Consider the following 14,954-nt stretch of genomic DNA (forward strand, 5'->3'; position numbering starts at 1 on the left):
GTATAGAAATACAAGTTATACACATATAGTCTGTACGTTCTTATACTTTTTTATCCAAATCTCAAAAAGCGCGTACATAAAAAGCAAGGTAAATGCTTACCTTGCTCACTCTTCATAATATTGAAAGGGCAATCCTGTTCGTAAAATCCCCTTTGTTTCAATTCCGCCAAGTCCCTTCTCACCAGTTATTGTATTGCGCACCACATCCCAAACATTAACTCGTTCCATAAAAGATGTAAAACTCACTTTTGCTACAACATACACTGGATCTAACGCATGAATATTAATGCGTGACGGAGAACTTGCAAAATTTGCTCCGGCTCGAATAAGAGCCTCAAAATGCGATTGACACGCCCCAGCAAAAATAACTGGGTGATCTAATGAAGGATACTTTTTCCGTACTGTACGTACAGCCTGTACAAAATGCTTAGAATGACGATAAGCTGCTAAATTTCCCATTTCTCCCTTTGATTTTGTATAAGCATCATGCCCAGTAATTACTAAAATGTCAGGACGAGCATGCTCAATTAAATCTAAAACCTTCTCTTGCATCTCCGTTTCTTTACAATGAATTCCCTGTACAGGCACACCTATTTTCGTATATAAATCTAAGCACTTCCTTAAATATAAAGGATCTCCATCAAGATGAAGCACTTTACCTGGCATTTGAAAATAATTTACTTCACTTGCATAGCCGCCTGTTGACTGATATTCTTGCCGCTCTCTCATTAATACATAATCTTGTTGAAATAAGCGATATGTCTTTTCCATTGTTTCTCGTTCCTGTTTCACTCTTTTCGTATAATCCCGTTGATCGACAAGAACTAAATCTTCTATCGGTGCATCTGCTACGAGCCGAAATTCTTCCCCAAACAAAATTGCTATCGTGTCTTTTATTTCTGTTACTCGAAAAAGAAGGTCACGCTTATAAGACTTTCTCTCCACTAAATCTCCAACGTGTACAGCCATCCTTTTACCTCCAAACTCGTAGGGACATATAACTCACTACGTTCTGTTTTAGCCTATGAACTTATAGGAAAAAGGTGACAAAAAAGGCAGCTCGAAACGAGCTACCTTTTACATTTTATGCAAAAATAAAGCGTTGCTTAACTTTGCAAACTCTTCGATAGATAAAGTTTCGCCTCTTCGCTTCGGATCAATTTCAACCTCCGCTAGTATACGTTCAAGTAATACTTTATCCTTTGGAAAACCATTTAAATTATTAGATAGGTTATTCATTAATGTTTTACGTCGCTGCGCAAAGCTAGCACGCACTACTTCAAAGAAGAACGCTTCATCTTTTACTTCCACAAGCGGTTTTGGACGTCTTAGTAAACGAATAACCGCTGAATCAACATTTGGCTGTGGTACAAATACTGTACGCGGAACCGTCATCACCGTTTCTGGTTCTGTATAATATTGAATGGCAATTGACAACGAACCATAATCTTTTGTTCCTGGACGAGCCGCTAAGCGATCTGCTACTTCTTTTTGCATCATCACAACAAAGCCACGCACTGGTAATTGTTCTTCCAATAGCTTAAATAAAATTGGTGTTGTCACATAGTATGGTAAGTTTGCTACCACCATTACGTCTTGGCCTTCTTCAAACTGCTCCTGAAATACTGTATTTACATCAGCTTTTAAAATATCCTTATTAATTACCGTTACATTATCATAAGGCGCTAATGTCTCCTCTAAAATCGGTAAAAGACGTTGATCAATTTCAAACGCCACTACCTTCTTAGCACGTTTTGCCAGTTGTTCTGTTAATGCTCCAATACCAGGCCCAATCTCAATTGCCCCGCTCTCAGATCCAATCTCCGCGTGATCTACAATCCGATTTAATACATTTGTATCAATTAAAAAGTTTTGCCCTAAACTCTTTTTAAATGAAAATCCATACTTTTCAACAATATCTTTCGTACGATTTGGCGTTGCGATATCTTTCATTTCTTTTCCTCCTGTAATACTTGCTTATACGCTTTTGCAAAATCCTGCTTTGAAATTTGAAACATTTGCAAACGTTTATGTAACTGTTTTGCATTTGTATAACCGATTTTTAATAGCTTACCCATTCGTTCTCTGCGGCTCTTTGCTTTTTCTCCACCAACAAGCCCCGCTTCTACTAAGTCAATCCAATGAATTTCGCTCGTGTACTCTTCCATCTCCCCATGTAAACTTTCCAAAGCGCGTCTAATCGATTCGTTAGACGCATGCTCAATGCCAACGCCCTTCTTTCGCTTCGCTAATGCTTCTTCTTTCGGTAAAAAGGCATGTTTACATCCTGGCACTTTCTCAGAAATAATTTTACGAATGCGTTCCCCGGGGTAATCAGGATCTGTAAAAATAATAACACCTCGTGTTTGTTGCGCCAATTTCACCTGTTCAATTACATGATCTCCAATTGCCGAACCGTTCGTTTCAATTGTATCTGCATCTACTGCACGCTTAATGGCAACCGTGTCATCCTTACCTTCTACAACAATTATTTCTTTAATCTTCATAACTTCCTCCACACTCATTTCACATCTCTAATTAGTAAAACAAAAAAACGCCTACTTTTCCATTATTATTTTCCTAGTTCATACAATTTAAAAAGCAGAGGAGAAAAAATCCCTCTGCTTACCCTATTATTGTAACACTTTAATCTTCACTCGTTTTCTTCCCCAAACTTCAGCCTGTGATTCTGTTGGCATAAGAACATCAATACGATTCCCTTTAATCGCTCCGCCCGTATCACCAGCAACTGCATGTCCGTATCCCTCTACCCATACCTTTGTTCCAAGAGGAATAATCCGCGGATCTACTGCAATTAATTTCATATTTGGATTTTCCCTATAATTATAGCCCCCTGCACTTACACCTTGGCATCCCCCGCAGTACGGTGAGTAAGCTGTTGCTTCCACATAAAATTCGTTGGCAACTGCGCCCCCTACATCACCTAAAATAGACTCTTCTTCTTTTGTACCAACAGCTACAATGCGATTTTTTTCTTCTTGTACGATTTCTTCTTTCTGTAAGTTTCTTAAAACTTCATTCCCGTCCTCTTTTATGACTGCAAATACTTTCTTCTTTTTTCCTTCTATTCCTTCTTGAATTACTTTTTCTGTCCCCTTACGGAGTGAAGAATCTTCTTGTCTCAATTCAGTAAAGGGAATTGGTTCTTCCACTGCATCGCTTACTTTTTCTACTCGAACCACTTTGACCTTCATATTTTGCTGCATCACTTCCTGTAAGGCTGGTTCTACTCTATCCATTTCACTTAGTGACACTTGTCGTTCTTTCAAAAAGTTAGCGACAGTAGTCGAAGTTGACCACACTTGCTGTTCTTGACCGCCAACGTGTAATGTAACCGGGAATGCTTTTTGAATCATAATTTTTTGCGTACCTTCTAACGATGTATGCAAACTAGGATATACTTTATCATGTTCACTAACTTCAATATGTTCTTCTACTAACAAGTCTTTTACTGTTTTTGTTGTTGATTGTACTTGTTTCTCTTTCCCATCCACTATAACCATAAATGGCTTCGCTTTTTCTACAACTACTTTCATTTCATCCTTAATTTTTGTAGAAAGTGCTGGATATATGTGATCTTTTTCTGACACTTGAATTTTTTCTTCCTGCAAGAGCTCGCTTATAGTATTCGCATGTGTATAAATTTCTTGTTTCTGTCCATCTACTTCAATCGTTATTTTATCTGTTGTTCCCGCATACGCTACTGTCCCAACAGATCCTGAAATAATTAATGCACTCGTAAATCTTACTACTAATTTTTTGCTCACTTCTAACCTGGATAATAAACTTTTAGCATTTACAATCACAATAAAATACCCTCCCTGTCTAGATCAGAATTATTAATTCTCATTCTCCCACTATTTCTAGTAGTGTTACTCATCTGAAGATAAACATAGGTGAAGGGAGAAAAAGAGGAGGAATCCCCCCCTCTACTTCTCATTATTGAATGCCGAATAGTTTTTTTGCATTTTCTGTTGTTTTGATCGCTACTTCTTCATAGAATAGTCCTTTTAATTTTGCAATTTCCTCTGCAACGAGCTTTACATAGCTCGGTTCATTTCGTTTTCCACGAAACGGATGAGGAGTTAAATACGGACAATCTGTTTCGATTAAAAGTTGTTCCATTGGAATTTCCATCGCAACTTCTTTTGGCTTCTTCGCATTTTTAAAGGTTACTGGACCGCCTAATGAAATAAGAAAATTCATCTCCACACACTGTTTTGCAACTTCAACACCGCCGCTATAACAGTGCATGATTCCGCCTACCTCGGATGCATTTTCTTCTTTTAAAATATCTACGATGTCTTGCGTTGCTTCTCGATTATGTATAATGATTGGTAAATTTACCTTTCTTGCTAGCCTAATTTGCTTACGAAATACCTCTTTTTGCACTTCTTTCGGAGATTTGTCCCAATGATAATCTAAGCCCATTTCACCAAGTGCAACAACTTTTGGATGAGCCGCTAACTCTTCCAACCATTTTAGATGTTCTTCTGTCATATCAATTGCATCAACAGGATGCCAACCAACAGCTGCATAAATAAAATCATATGTCTCTGCCAATTCTATTGCCTTTTTGATAGTCACCTCATCAAAACCAACTACAACTGTATAAGAAACACCTACTTCTTTCATTCTTGCAATTACTTCCTGTAAATCCTCTTTAAATTGCTCTGCATTTAAATGTGAATGCGTATCGAATAACATAATAAGAACTCCTTTTATTTGAAATAAATTCTATCATAGGAAAAAATTACTTTCCTAACACCGCAATAACAACTACATTACAATTTTGATACAAAAAAAGAAATTTTAGAAAGATTTTCGACAAGAAAAAAGATGCTTCACGAATGTTACACGTGAAACATCTCTCGTTTTGTCGTTATTACTTAATTTTTGTACCATTTGGTAAGTTTTGGTCGACCGTCGCTAACGACAATTTTCCATTTTCTTCACCCGCTAAAATCATACCTTGTGATAACTCACCACGTAGTTTTACTGGTTTTAAATTTGTAACACAAATGACTTTTTTCCCTTTTAACTCTTCTGGGGAGTAAAATTTAGCGATTCCAGAGACAACTTGTCGTTTTTCTGTTCCTAAATCAAGTTGGATCTTTAACAGTTTGTCTGCTTTTTTCACAGGCTCTGCATCCAATACTTCTGCTACGCGCAAGTCTACTTTAAAGAAATCATCTATTGTAATTTCTTCTACCTCTGGCGCTGCTTCTTTCTTTTCTTCTACTTTTGGAGCAGATCCTTTCATTTGTTCTTTAATATATTCTACTTCTACTTCTACTTCTAAACGTGGGAATACAGGCTGGCCTTTTACAACTTTTGTACCAGCTGGAATGCAGCCAATTGTAGAAAGGCTACTCCATGTTTTATATTCTTCATCTGTAATTCCAATTTGTTCAAAGATCTTCCCTGGTGTTTCTGTTAAGAATGGCATTAACATAATTGCTGTTTGACGAAGCATTTCTGCAAGATGCGCCATAGCAGAAGCCAGTTTCTCGCGATTGTTTTCATCTTTTGCTAATACCCATGGCTGTGTTTCGTCAATATATTTATTTGTACGGCTAACAAGCTGCCAAATTGTGCTTAGCGCTACTGAAAACTCCATGTTTTCCATAGCATCTTCCACTTTTTGCAGTGTATCTTTTGCAAATGTTACTAAAGCCTCATCAAAATCCGTTACATTTGCTTTGTATGCTGGGATTTCTCCGTCAAAATATTTATCAATCATTGCTACTGTACGATTTAATAGATTTCCTAAATCATTCGCAAGATCAAAATTAATACGCTCAACAAATCCTTCTGGTGTAAATACGCCATCTGATCCAAACGGCACTTCACGAAGAAGATAATAACGAAGTGCATCTAGACCATAACGATCAATTAACGTCACTGGATCTACTACATTCCCTTTTGATTTACTCATTTTTCCGTCTTTCATTAAAATCCAACCATGCGCAAATACTTTTTTCGGAAGTGGTAAATCAAGAGCCATTAAAATAATTGGCCAATAAATTGTATGGAAACGAACAATTTCTTTTCCTACTAAATGAACATCTGCTGGCCAATATTTTTTATACTTTTCTTCATTCGCCGTTCCATAACCTAATGCTGTAATATAGTTAGATAATGCATCTACCCATACGTAAATAACATGCTTCGGATTACCGGGTACACGAACACCCCAATCAAAAGAAGTACGGGAAACAGCTAAATCTTCTAACCCTGGTTTAATGAAATTATTAATCATTTCATTTTTACGTGATTCTGGTTGAATGAAGCTTGGATTATCTTCATAAAACTTTAATAGTCGATCTACATATTTCCCCATTCTAAAGAAGTAGGATTCTTCACGAACAAGTTCTACTTGATGGCCACTATCCGGGCTCTTCCCACCAACTATTTTTCCATTCTCCATCACTGGATCAACAAGTTGATGCTCTGTATAAAACGTTTCATCTTGTACAGAATACCAACCTTCATATTCATCAAGATAAATATCACCTTGATCAACAAGTTGTTTAAAGATTTTTTCTACAACTTCTTTATGACGGTCCTCGGTTGTACGAATAAAATCGTCATAAGAAATATCCATTTTACCCCACAGTTCTTTAATTCCCGCTACGATGTTATCAACGTATGCTTGTGGTGTAACATTTAATTCTTCTGCTTTTTTTTGAATCTTTTGCCCGTGTTCATCAGTGCCTGTTAAGTAGTACACATCGTATCCTTGCATACGTTTATAGCGTGCTATTGCATCTCCCGCTACTGTCGTATAAGCATGTCCGATGTGAAGCTTTCCACTTGGATAATAAATCGGAGTTGTAATGTAAAAGGTCTTATTTTCCTCTGTCATTGTTTTAAACCTCCCAAATGACCTCATATGTATTTATAAACAGTATATCAAAAACTTACGTATAAAGACGAGTGTATGTACGATATCTTTATCATCTATTACTCATATTAATAAAAAATATACATTTCTAGATTTCGACACTATCATTAAAATTTTAAGAATAAAATAAATCTTTCTATACATCTATTATTTTTTAGTATATATAATAAATATATACACTTTTTCGACATATAAGTCGCTACGGTGCAAAATAAAAAATGACCTGAGCGCGCTTCTAAGCACGACCAGTTGCTCTCGTCTCCCCTAAAATAAAGGGGTCGTTATATCATTTTTAAAATTTATAAATAGATGCGAAAATCTACAAAACTTTTATAAATTTTATAATTAAAGAATTGACGGAAATGTAAATGATTGGTATCATATGTTCATAGGGTATTTTGTCGAAAAATGGCGAATTAAAATAGACTTGCAGAATATGAGGAGGAAAACAAATTATGAAATCTACTGGTATTGTTCGTAAAGTTGATGAATTAGGCCGCGTTGTAATTCCAATTGAATTACGTCGCACACTAGGTATTGCAGAAAAGGATGCTCTTGAAATCTACGTTGATGATGAAAAAATCATCTTAAAAAAATATAAACCAAACATGACTTGCCAAGTAACTGGTGAAGTTTCTGATAGCAACCTTTCATTAGCTGAAGGTAAAATCATTTTAAGCCCAGAAGGCGCAGAGCAAATCTTAACTGAATTGCAACAATTTATCGCAGCAGCAAAATAAAGCTTCTCTTTTAGAGAAGCTTTATTTTTTTTCAACATGATATGCTTGATATACGTCTCTTTTCGACATATTCCGATCTTTTGTAACAACTTTAATTGCTTCTTTAGAAGAAAGGCCTTTCTCCTCTATGTAGTATTCGACATGTTCCTCAACCGTTAATGATTCCCACCATGCCGCTTCGCTAACTGCTTCTTCTGTAGAACCCTCTACTAAAACACAAAATTCGCCACGCACTTCATTTTCCTTTGCCCAATGAATAACTTCTTCTAAAGAACCGCGAATAAATTCTTCAAATTTTTTCGTAAGCTCACGACATAATGCAACGTTTCTATTCCCTAATACCTCTTTCATAGATACTAAAGTTTCGCCTAGTCGATGCGGTGCCTCATAAAACATCATTGTATCTGGAATATAACGTAGTTTCTCTAATTCTGCCTTACGTTCTTTTTTATGACGCTGTAAAAAACCATAGAAATAAAAGTGTTTTGTTTCTAACCCTGATGCAATTAATGCTGTAAGTGCAGCATTTGGTCCAGGAAGAGGGACAACTGTGTACTGCTCTGCCACTGCTTGAACAACAATGTCATAGCCAGGATCTGATATACACGGCATACCCGCATCACTGACAAGCGCTACTGTTTTCCCTTGTTCTAACATATCTAAAATTTTCCGCCCGCTCACTTCTTTATTATGCTCATGATAACTCATTACTGGCGTTTCAATTTCAAAGTAATTACATAGCTTTTTCGTTTGCCTTGTATCTTCTGCTGCAATAAAGTCTGCTTCTTTTAACATACGAATTGCACGAAATGTCATATCTTCCAAATTACCAATTGGAGTAGGAACTAAGTATAATGTTCCTCTCTCATTCATCTGAAAACTTTTTTGCTGCCACATAATAATCTCCTTTTTGTATATACTCATCTTTTTGCTTCCGTTTTAGCTGCTTGAACCGATATTCTGCCTGCATCGCAGTTCTTTTTTCTTCGTAAGTTTCAAAGTATTTTAATATAACAGGACGTCTTGCTCTTGTATAACGTGCTCCTTTTCCACTATTATGAGCCTTGATTCGCTTATCTAAATGGTTTGTATATCCCGCATAGTAGCTTCCATCAGCGCATTCCACAACATAAAAATAATGTTTATTCTGCTCCATATAAAATTGCATTCATTTCCTTCGTATATTTATTATTCTCTTCATATACAAAAAGGGGTGACAAAATTTTTAAGTCTGCATTCCCGTCTTTAATACCCTCGATTAATAATGTATTAGCCTCTTTACCTGCTTTTGGATATACAAATTGAAGGCGCTTTGGCTCAATCTTATATTTTCTCATAAGCATTACAATATCAAGCAAACGACCAGGTCGATGTACAAAAGCAACTTTTCCTCCTTGCTTAACAAGTTGGCTGCTAACACGTACAACATCTTCTAGTGTGCACATAATTTCATGACGAGCGATTGCTAAATGTTCATTTAAATTTTGCTCAGATGGTTTTGGCGTTTGAAAGTATGGCGGATTGCATGTAACAACATCAAACTGATGTCGTCCCAATTGCTCTGGCATATGTTTTAAATCTCCATGAATAAGCTGGATTCTCTCTTCTAAATCATTATATTGAACACTTCTAACACCCATATTGTAAATACGCTCTTGTATTTCAACTCCCGTAATCTTTCCTTTCGTACGAGAACTTAATAAAAGAGGAATCACTGCATTGCCCGTACACAAATCTAATACATTTCCTTTCTGAATGGGCATCCATGCAAAGTTCGCCAATAATACTGCATCTAATGAGAAGTTAAATACTGATGGGCTTTGAATAATTTTCATATCTTTTGATAGTAAATAATCTAAACGTTCATCTCCATACAATTGCATATCGTTCTTTCCTTCCTTATCATTCAAACTTTATTTTAGCAAACGTTAAGACAATTTACCTATGTTTATAACAGTCTAACGTCCATTACTTCTATTTTGGTTATATGTACAAAAAATTACCTTTCCAATTTATTGGAAAGGTAATTTTATTTTTTATTTAAAAATGATAAACAGAATAAGCAATCCCCTTCTTTACGTACACTTCCATAATGCAAATTGCAAATATGAAAACCTTCCTGGTACAGGCGTGCTAAATTATCATATCCTTCACCGATATCTATTTTAGGCTTTATTTCTTTTTGCTTATTCGATTTCTGTTTCTGCTTATTCTGAACTTCTTCAAAACGATTCCGCAAATTTTCATTTTCCAATTTAATATGTTGGTTTTCTTCCAGTAGCTCTGCGAGATGCTGCTTTAACTCTCCCAACTGTTTATAGAGATGTCCAATTTGCTCTTCCATACTGGAAACTGCTGCAAAAATATCTTTTTTCTCCACAAGCATCCACCTCATTAATCTGTGGTTTGACTCGAAACGACCCCTTTATTCATTAATTCATCTAACGTATACTCTACTATCCGTTCCTTGTCTACCAATTCCACTTGAATTAATCTTTCTAAAATATTTAATCCGATTACACGACCAAGACCATGCGGTGTTTGGATCTTCTCATCTAAATCTGGAAGCTGCTCTTTCGCTGCCTCATATTCATCATTTTCATACTTTAAACAACACATCAATCGGCCACATAACCCTGAGATTTTTGCAGGATTTAACGATAAATTTTGATCTTTTGCCATTTTTATGGATACAGGTTCAAAATCCCCTAAAAAAGTAGAACAGCAAAGCATTCGGCCACATGGACCAATACCACCTAGCATTTTTGCTTCATCACGAACACCAATCTGTCTTAATTCGATTCTTGTCCGAAAAATAGCTGCCAAATCTTTTACAAGCTCGCGAAAATCAATACGACCGTCTGCTGTAAAATAAAAAATAACCTTATTACGATCAAATGTATATTCCACATCAACAAGTTTCATATCAAGCTCATGTTCGATTACTTTCTCCTGACAAACTTGATATGCTTCTTTTGCTGCGCGTCTATTTTCTTCAACAATTGTACGGTCATTTTCATTTGCAATCCGAATCACTTTCTTAAGTGGCAAGACAACATCATTTTCATCAACTTGTTTCTTCGTGATGACAACTTTTCCATATTCGATGCCTCGTACTGTTTCCACGATTGCAAACTCATTTTCTGAGATATCAAATTGATTCGGATCAAAGTAATACACTTTTCCGGCCTTCTTAAATCGAACACCTACTACATCATACAAACGGTCATCCCTCCTGCAACCGCAACACTAACTGCTCGAACACAAGCTGCGCATTTACATTAGCGTTGATTCTATTTTTTGCTTCTAATATATTGAAAAGAGCCGATACAATGCGCTTTTGAGAATAGGAAAAAGATTGGAATAATCCCTTTTGGTCTTGAAAAACGAGCCGCTCTTCTTCTTCCAATTGAACATATAATAAATCCTTATAAATAAGGAGCAACATATCTAATCCTAGCTGTAGTTGTTCTTTCTCTCCAAAATGCTTTATCCACTTCTCCTGAACAAAAAAAAGAGACGTGGTATCTTTCTCTAGGGCTTCACATAATTTTATCACTAAAGTTCGTGCTTGTGCAAACCATTCATCATTACAAAATGATAGAGCCTCATCAAAACTGTTTGTAAGTTCCGCTGCAAGATTTCCTAAAGAAAGACTTATTTTTTCATTTTCTAAACGGTTAACCAAAGCATTTTTCGGAAGCGGCCTGAATGTAACAATTTGACAGCGGGATAAAATAGTACTTAAAATTTGGTGGCTTTGCTCAGTTAACAAAATTGCCGCTGTGTCACTACTTGGTTCTTCTAAAAATTTAAGTAATGTATTTGCAGCATTTGTTGTCATCTTATCGGCATGCTCAATAATATATATTTTTTTCGTTGCTTCTAGACCCGTTTTCGAAAACTCTTCTTGTAATTCATGAATTTGCTGTTTCTTAATGGATAGGCCATCCGGTGCAACAATATATACGTTTGGATGATTGCCCGAATCAATGCGTCGACAATTCGTACATGTATGGCAAGGTTCTACTCCATTTCGTTGTAAACAAAGAAAGCTTTTCGTCATTTGCATAGCGGTTTCTAGTTTACCTGTTCCTTTTGGCCCTTCTAACAAATAAGCGTGGGATATACGCTCTTTTGCAATACTATTCATTAACATTTTTACAACAATGGGTTGTAGAAGAGACAGTTGTTCCCACGTCTTCGTCATATTCCATACCTCACTTTTTATACTTTCTTCTATTATACCAATTTTTGTTCAATAAGCTGAATAACTTCTTCTACAACAGCTTCCATTGGTTGATCTGCATTTACAACAACGATACGATCTGCAAATCGATCTACTAATTGTAAATACCCTTCGCGAACACGTTTATGAAATTCCATGCTTTCTAAATCTAAACGATTCACCTCTCTATTATCATCTTTTCTAATACGTGCTAAGCCAACCTCTGGTTCAATATCTAAATAGATTGTAATATCCGGCATACAATCTTCTGTCGCAAAACGATTAATTTCAAATACCTTATCAACGCCAAGTCCCCGTGCATATCCTTGATAAGCAAGAGAGCTATCTATAAAACGATCACATATGACAATATAATCATCTTCTAAAGCCGGCATAACCTTCTCTACTAAATGTTGTCTGCGTGCTGCAGCATATAATAATGCTTCTGTACGTGCTTCCATCATTGTATGCTCTTTTTTATGTAAAATGGTCCGAATTTCTTCTGAAATCGCAATTCCACCTGGTTCACGCGTCGCCACTACTTTTTGCTTCTTCTTCTCAAAGTACGGCAATAATTTTGTAATTAATGTAGATTTCCCTGACCCTTCTGGCCCTTCAATTGTTACAAACAATCCCTTCATCCATAAAACCTTCTTTCTCTATATATCGTATACAGTAATATTTTTTATATCTCCTTGAAAACGGGCGCCAGTCTCTTCTAAATCAGAAATTTGCTTTATATGCTCTAATGTAATTTCTTCTCCATACATGACCAGCGGAATCCCTGGTGGATACGGTATAATCATTTCAGCCGCAATCATGCCTAACGCTTCTCTTAGCGGCACAACTTTTTTCTTATATTTCTCCAATTGTTTATACGTAAATGACAAAGAAGATAAATGATTCTTATAAGGATAATTTATACGCGGTTTATTATCTTCTACATCGTATGAACATAGTGCCTCTTGCACTTTATCAATTACTTTTATATATGCTTCATTTACTTGGAGCGGTAAAATAAGTAAAACATTATATGGATCTGCCATTTCAACATACATACCTATCTCTTCAAATAGACGTTGTAATTCATATCCAGAGAGCTTACAGCGCGTCTGCACTGTTACTTTTAATGCATCTTGGATTGGATAGTCTAAAACAGCAAGTTGTGGAATGCGATTTAATGCTCTGCGAAATTGCTCAGTAAATGCCGTAATTTCCTTACCCCCTTCTTCTTTTATCTTCGCTAATACAAAACGAGCTATATCTAAAGAAGCCATGATGGGGTAAGATGGACTACTAGATTGCAACATACTTAAGTAAGAAGAAACTTTTTCTTCATCAACGAGCGAGCTATTTACATGTAAGTATGAACCCATTGTCATTGCTGGTAATGTTTTATGAGCCGAATGCACAACAATATCAGCCCCATACGCAAGCGCTGATGTTGGAAACGGTTCTCCGACACAAAAATGTGCTCCATGTGCCTCATCTACTAAAACAGGAATACCATTTTTATGCGCTAATGCAATACTCTTTTCTAAATCAGTGCCCATACCATAATAGTTTGGATACGTTAAAATAAGAGCTTTCGCTTGTGGATATTGCAAGATTGCTTCTTCAATCGTTTCATACGGTACGCCAACTGGCACACCATATTTCTCATCAATCAATGGCTCTAGAAAGACAGGACGCACTCCCGTTAATTTAAGACCATTCATAATTGATTTATGAGCGTTTCTTTGTACAAGAACTATATCATGTTCATTACAACACGCAAACAACATAGCTAAATTCCCAACCGTTGAACCATTAATTAAAAAATAACTTTTTTGTACTTCATATAGCTCTGCTAATAAGCGCTGTGCTTCTTCTATACATTCAAATGGACTATGCAGATCATCAAGTCCAGTAAGTTCTGTTACATCAATAGAAAGTATATCATGAAAATATTTTTGCGCTTCATGAGGAAAGTTTGTTCCATTTTTATGCCCCGGAACATGGAAGGATACAGGTTTCTTGCTCGCAAACGTCTTTAGTGCTTCATATAAGGGCATTTTTCTTTGATCCATATTCACTCTTCCTTACTATTCGTTCTCTCTATATTATACAGAGATTTTCACAAAAAAAAATAATAGGCAATATGCCTATTTTTCTATATAAATCCATTTTAATTCTTCAACATACAAGTTGCTACCATGCAGAAAAAAATGACTGCTACTTGCTTTCTCCCTTTGTTTTAATCCTTGTATATGGCCCATAAAAAAAGAAAAAGGGTTTTATCTCGTTTTTTCAATTTGTATTTTTCTAAGGTGATACTTGTATCTTTCGTAGTTGTTGTAAATAAAACATATACTTTGGATCATTCGTATTTGTTTCTATCATTTCTCGTTCACATGATTCACATATGAAACTCGTAAACAAATGAATTCCACTTTCCTTTTTATGCTCACACACAATACAAACTTCTTCTTTTGTTGTGACATACCCCATATTATTCGCCTATTTATCGTATTCTATCTAACCATTACTATATAAAATTAGATCAACGATAAATAAACTGTTCCTCCCCTCTATATGAAATGACAACATACATCTATAAGCGTTAACATTTTTTCGAAATATATACATTCTTTATACTCTTAGTGTATGAATCATTTCTAGGCGAAGTGTCTGTCTAATACTTAATTGAGCTTGCTATCCCAAAATAGCGCACTTACTGACGTGAAACACGGGATAAAAATAAAAAGACGAGTCCACTGACTCGTCTTTCGTTTGCCTGGCAACGTCCTACTCTCACAGGGACAAAGTCCCAACTACCATCGGCGCTAGAGAGCTTAACTTCCGTGTTCGGTATGGGAACGGGTGTGACCTCTCTGCCATCATTACCAGACTTATGAAGGTATATTCCTTCAAAACTAGATAACATTTGCTTCATATTGTTTGATTAAGTCCTCGATCTATTAGTATTCGTCAGCTCCACGTGTCACCACGCTTCCACCTCGAACCTATCAACCTGATCATCTTTCAGGGATCTTACTAGCTTAACGCTATGGGAAAT

The 14,954-nt window shown here is 36.1% G+C and carries 16 protein-coding genes and 2 rRNA genes; 1 reads left to right on the plus strand and 17 read right to left on the minus strand.

Annotated elements, in window-relative coordinates:
* Positions 1–105: 105 nt before the first annotated feature.
* From yabG to metG, 6 genes are all read right to left on the minus strand, one after another.
* On the minus strand, positions 106–969 hold the full coding sequence (gene yabG / locus BR72_RS13280) for a sporulation peptidase YabG (protein WP_035433607.1): 864 nt from the start codon (positions 967–969) through the stop codon (positions 106–108).
* Between the two features lie 108 nt (positions 970–1,077).
* Positions 1,078–1,953, minus strand: a complete 876-nt coding sequence (gene rsmA / locus BR72_RS13285) for a 16S rRNA (adenine(1518)-N(6)/adenine(1519)-N(6))-dimethyltransferase RsmA (protein ID WP_035433608.1) — start codon at positions 1,951–1,953, stop codon at positions 1,078–1,080.
* Entirely contained in the window at positions 1,950–2,507 is a 558-nt protein-coding gene (rnmV, locus tag BR72_RS13290; protein WP_035433610.1) for a ribonuclease M5, read from the minus strand. The genes rsmA and rnmV overlap by 4 nt, the downstream gene beginning before the upstream one ends.
* Before the next feature lie 126 nt (positions 2,508–2,633).
* A complete protein-coding gene (locus tag BR72_RS13295) occupies positions 2,634–3,827 on the minus strand; it encodes a G5 and 3D domain-containing protein (RefSeq protein ID WP_035433611.1) in 1,194 nt (397 codons plus the stop codon).
* Positions 3,828–3,960: 133 nt separating this feature from the next.
* Positions 3,961–4,728 carry a TatD family hydrolase gene (locus tag BR72_RS13300; RefSeq protein WP_035433613.1) on the minus strand — a complete coding sequence of 256 codons (768 nt, stop codon included), beginning with the start codon at positions 4,726–4,728 and terminating at the stop codon, positions 3,961–3,963.
* A gap of 178 nt (positions 4,729–4,906) precedes the next feature.
* A complete protein-coding gene (gene metG, locus BR72_RS13305) occupies positions 4,907–6,889 on the minus strand; it encodes a methionine--tRNA ligase (RefSeq protein WP_035433614.1) in 1,983 nt (660 codons plus the stop codon).
* Between the two features lie 494 nt (positions 6,890–7,383).
* On the opposite strand from metG, the gene BR72_RS13310 reads away from it, so the two are divergent.
* Positions 7,384–7,668, plus strand: a complete 285-nt coding sequence (locus BR72_RS13310; protein WP_035433616.1) for an AbrB/MazE/SpoVT family DNA-binding domain-containing protein — start codon at positions 7,384–7,386, stop codon at positions 7,666–7,668.
* Positions 7,669–7,689: 21 nt separating this feature from the next.
* On the opposite strand, the gene rsmI is transcribed toward BR72_RS13310, so the two are convergent.
* From rsmI to BR72_RS13365, 11 genes are all read right to left on the minus strand, one after another.
* Positions 7,690–8,565, minus strand: coding sequence for a 16S rRNA (cytidine(1402)-2'-O)-methyltransferase (gene rsmI, locus BR72_RS13315; RefSeq protein ID WP_035433617.1), 876 nt, complete (start codon positions 8,563–8,565; stop codon positions 7,690–7,692).
* A complete protein-coding gene (locus BR72_RS13320; protein ID WP_035433631.1) occupies positions 8,534–8,824 on the minus strand; it encodes a GIY-YIG nuclease family protein in 291 nt (96 codons plus the stop codon). Before BR72_RS13320 ends, rsmI begins: the two co-directional genes overlap by 32 nt.
* A complete protein-coding gene (locus tag BR72_RS13325; protein WP_035433619.1) occupies positions 8,811–9,551 on the minus strand; it encodes a tRNA1(Val) (adenine(37)-N6)-methyltransferase in 741 nt (246 codons plus the stop codon). The genes BR72_RS13320 and BR72_RS13325 overlap by 14 nt, the downstream gene beginning before the upstream one ends.
* A gap of 146 nt (positions 9,552–9,697) precedes the next feature.
* Positions 9,698–10,048, minus strand: a complete 351-nt coding sequence (gene yabA, locus BR72_RS13330; protein ID WP_035433620.1) for a DNA replication initiation control protein YabA — start codon at positions 10,046–10,048, stop codon at positions 9,698–9,700.
* Between the two features lie 14 nt (positions 10,049–10,062).
* A complete protein-coding gene (locus BR72_RS13335; RefSeq protein WP_035433622.1) occupies positions 10,063–10,890 on the minus strand; it encodes a PSP1 domain-containing protein in 828 nt (275 codons plus the stop codon).
* Between the two features lie 4 nt (positions 10,891–10,894).
* Positions 10,895–11,878, minus strand: a complete 984-nt coding sequence (gene holB, locus BR72_RS13340) for a DNA polymerase III subunit delta' (protein WP_035433624.1) — start codon at positions 11,876–11,878, stop codon at positions 10,895–10,897.
* A 32-nt stretch (positions 11,879–11,910) separates the two neighbouring features.
* Complete coding sequence (gene tmk, locus BR72_RS13345) at positions 11,911–12,537, minus strand: dTMP kinase (RefSeq protein WP_035433625.1); 627 nt, start codon at positions 12,535–12,537, stop codon at positions 11,911–11,913.
* 18 nt (positions 12,538–12,555) lie between these two features.
* Positions 12,556–13,965, minus strand: coding sequence for an aminotransferase class I/II-fold pyridoxal phosphate-dependent enzyme (locus BR72_RS13350; protein ID WP_035433626.1), 1,410 nt, complete (start codon positions 13,963–13,965; stop codon positions 12,556–12,558).
* A gap of 235 nt (positions 13,966–14,200) precedes the next feature.
* Positions 14,201–14,386, minus strand: coding sequence for a sigma factor G inhibitor Gin (locus BR72_RS13355; protein WP_035433627.1), 186 nt, complete (start codon positions 14,384–14,386; stop codon positions 14,201–14,203).
* Positions 14,387–14,670: 284 nt separating this feature from the next.
* Positions 14,671–14,786, minus strand: a 5S ribosomal RNA gene (gene rrf / locus BR72_RS13360).
* Between the two features lie 50 nt (positions 14,787–14,836).
* A 23S ribosomal RNA gene (locus BR72_RS13365) occupies positions 14,837–14,954 on the minus strand; the annotation flags it as partial.

The sequence above is a fragment of the Bacillus sp. UNC322MFChir4.1 genome (assembly GCF_000746135.1).
Lineage (GTDB): Bacteria > Bacillota > Bacilli > Bacillales > Bacillaceae_G > Bacillus_A.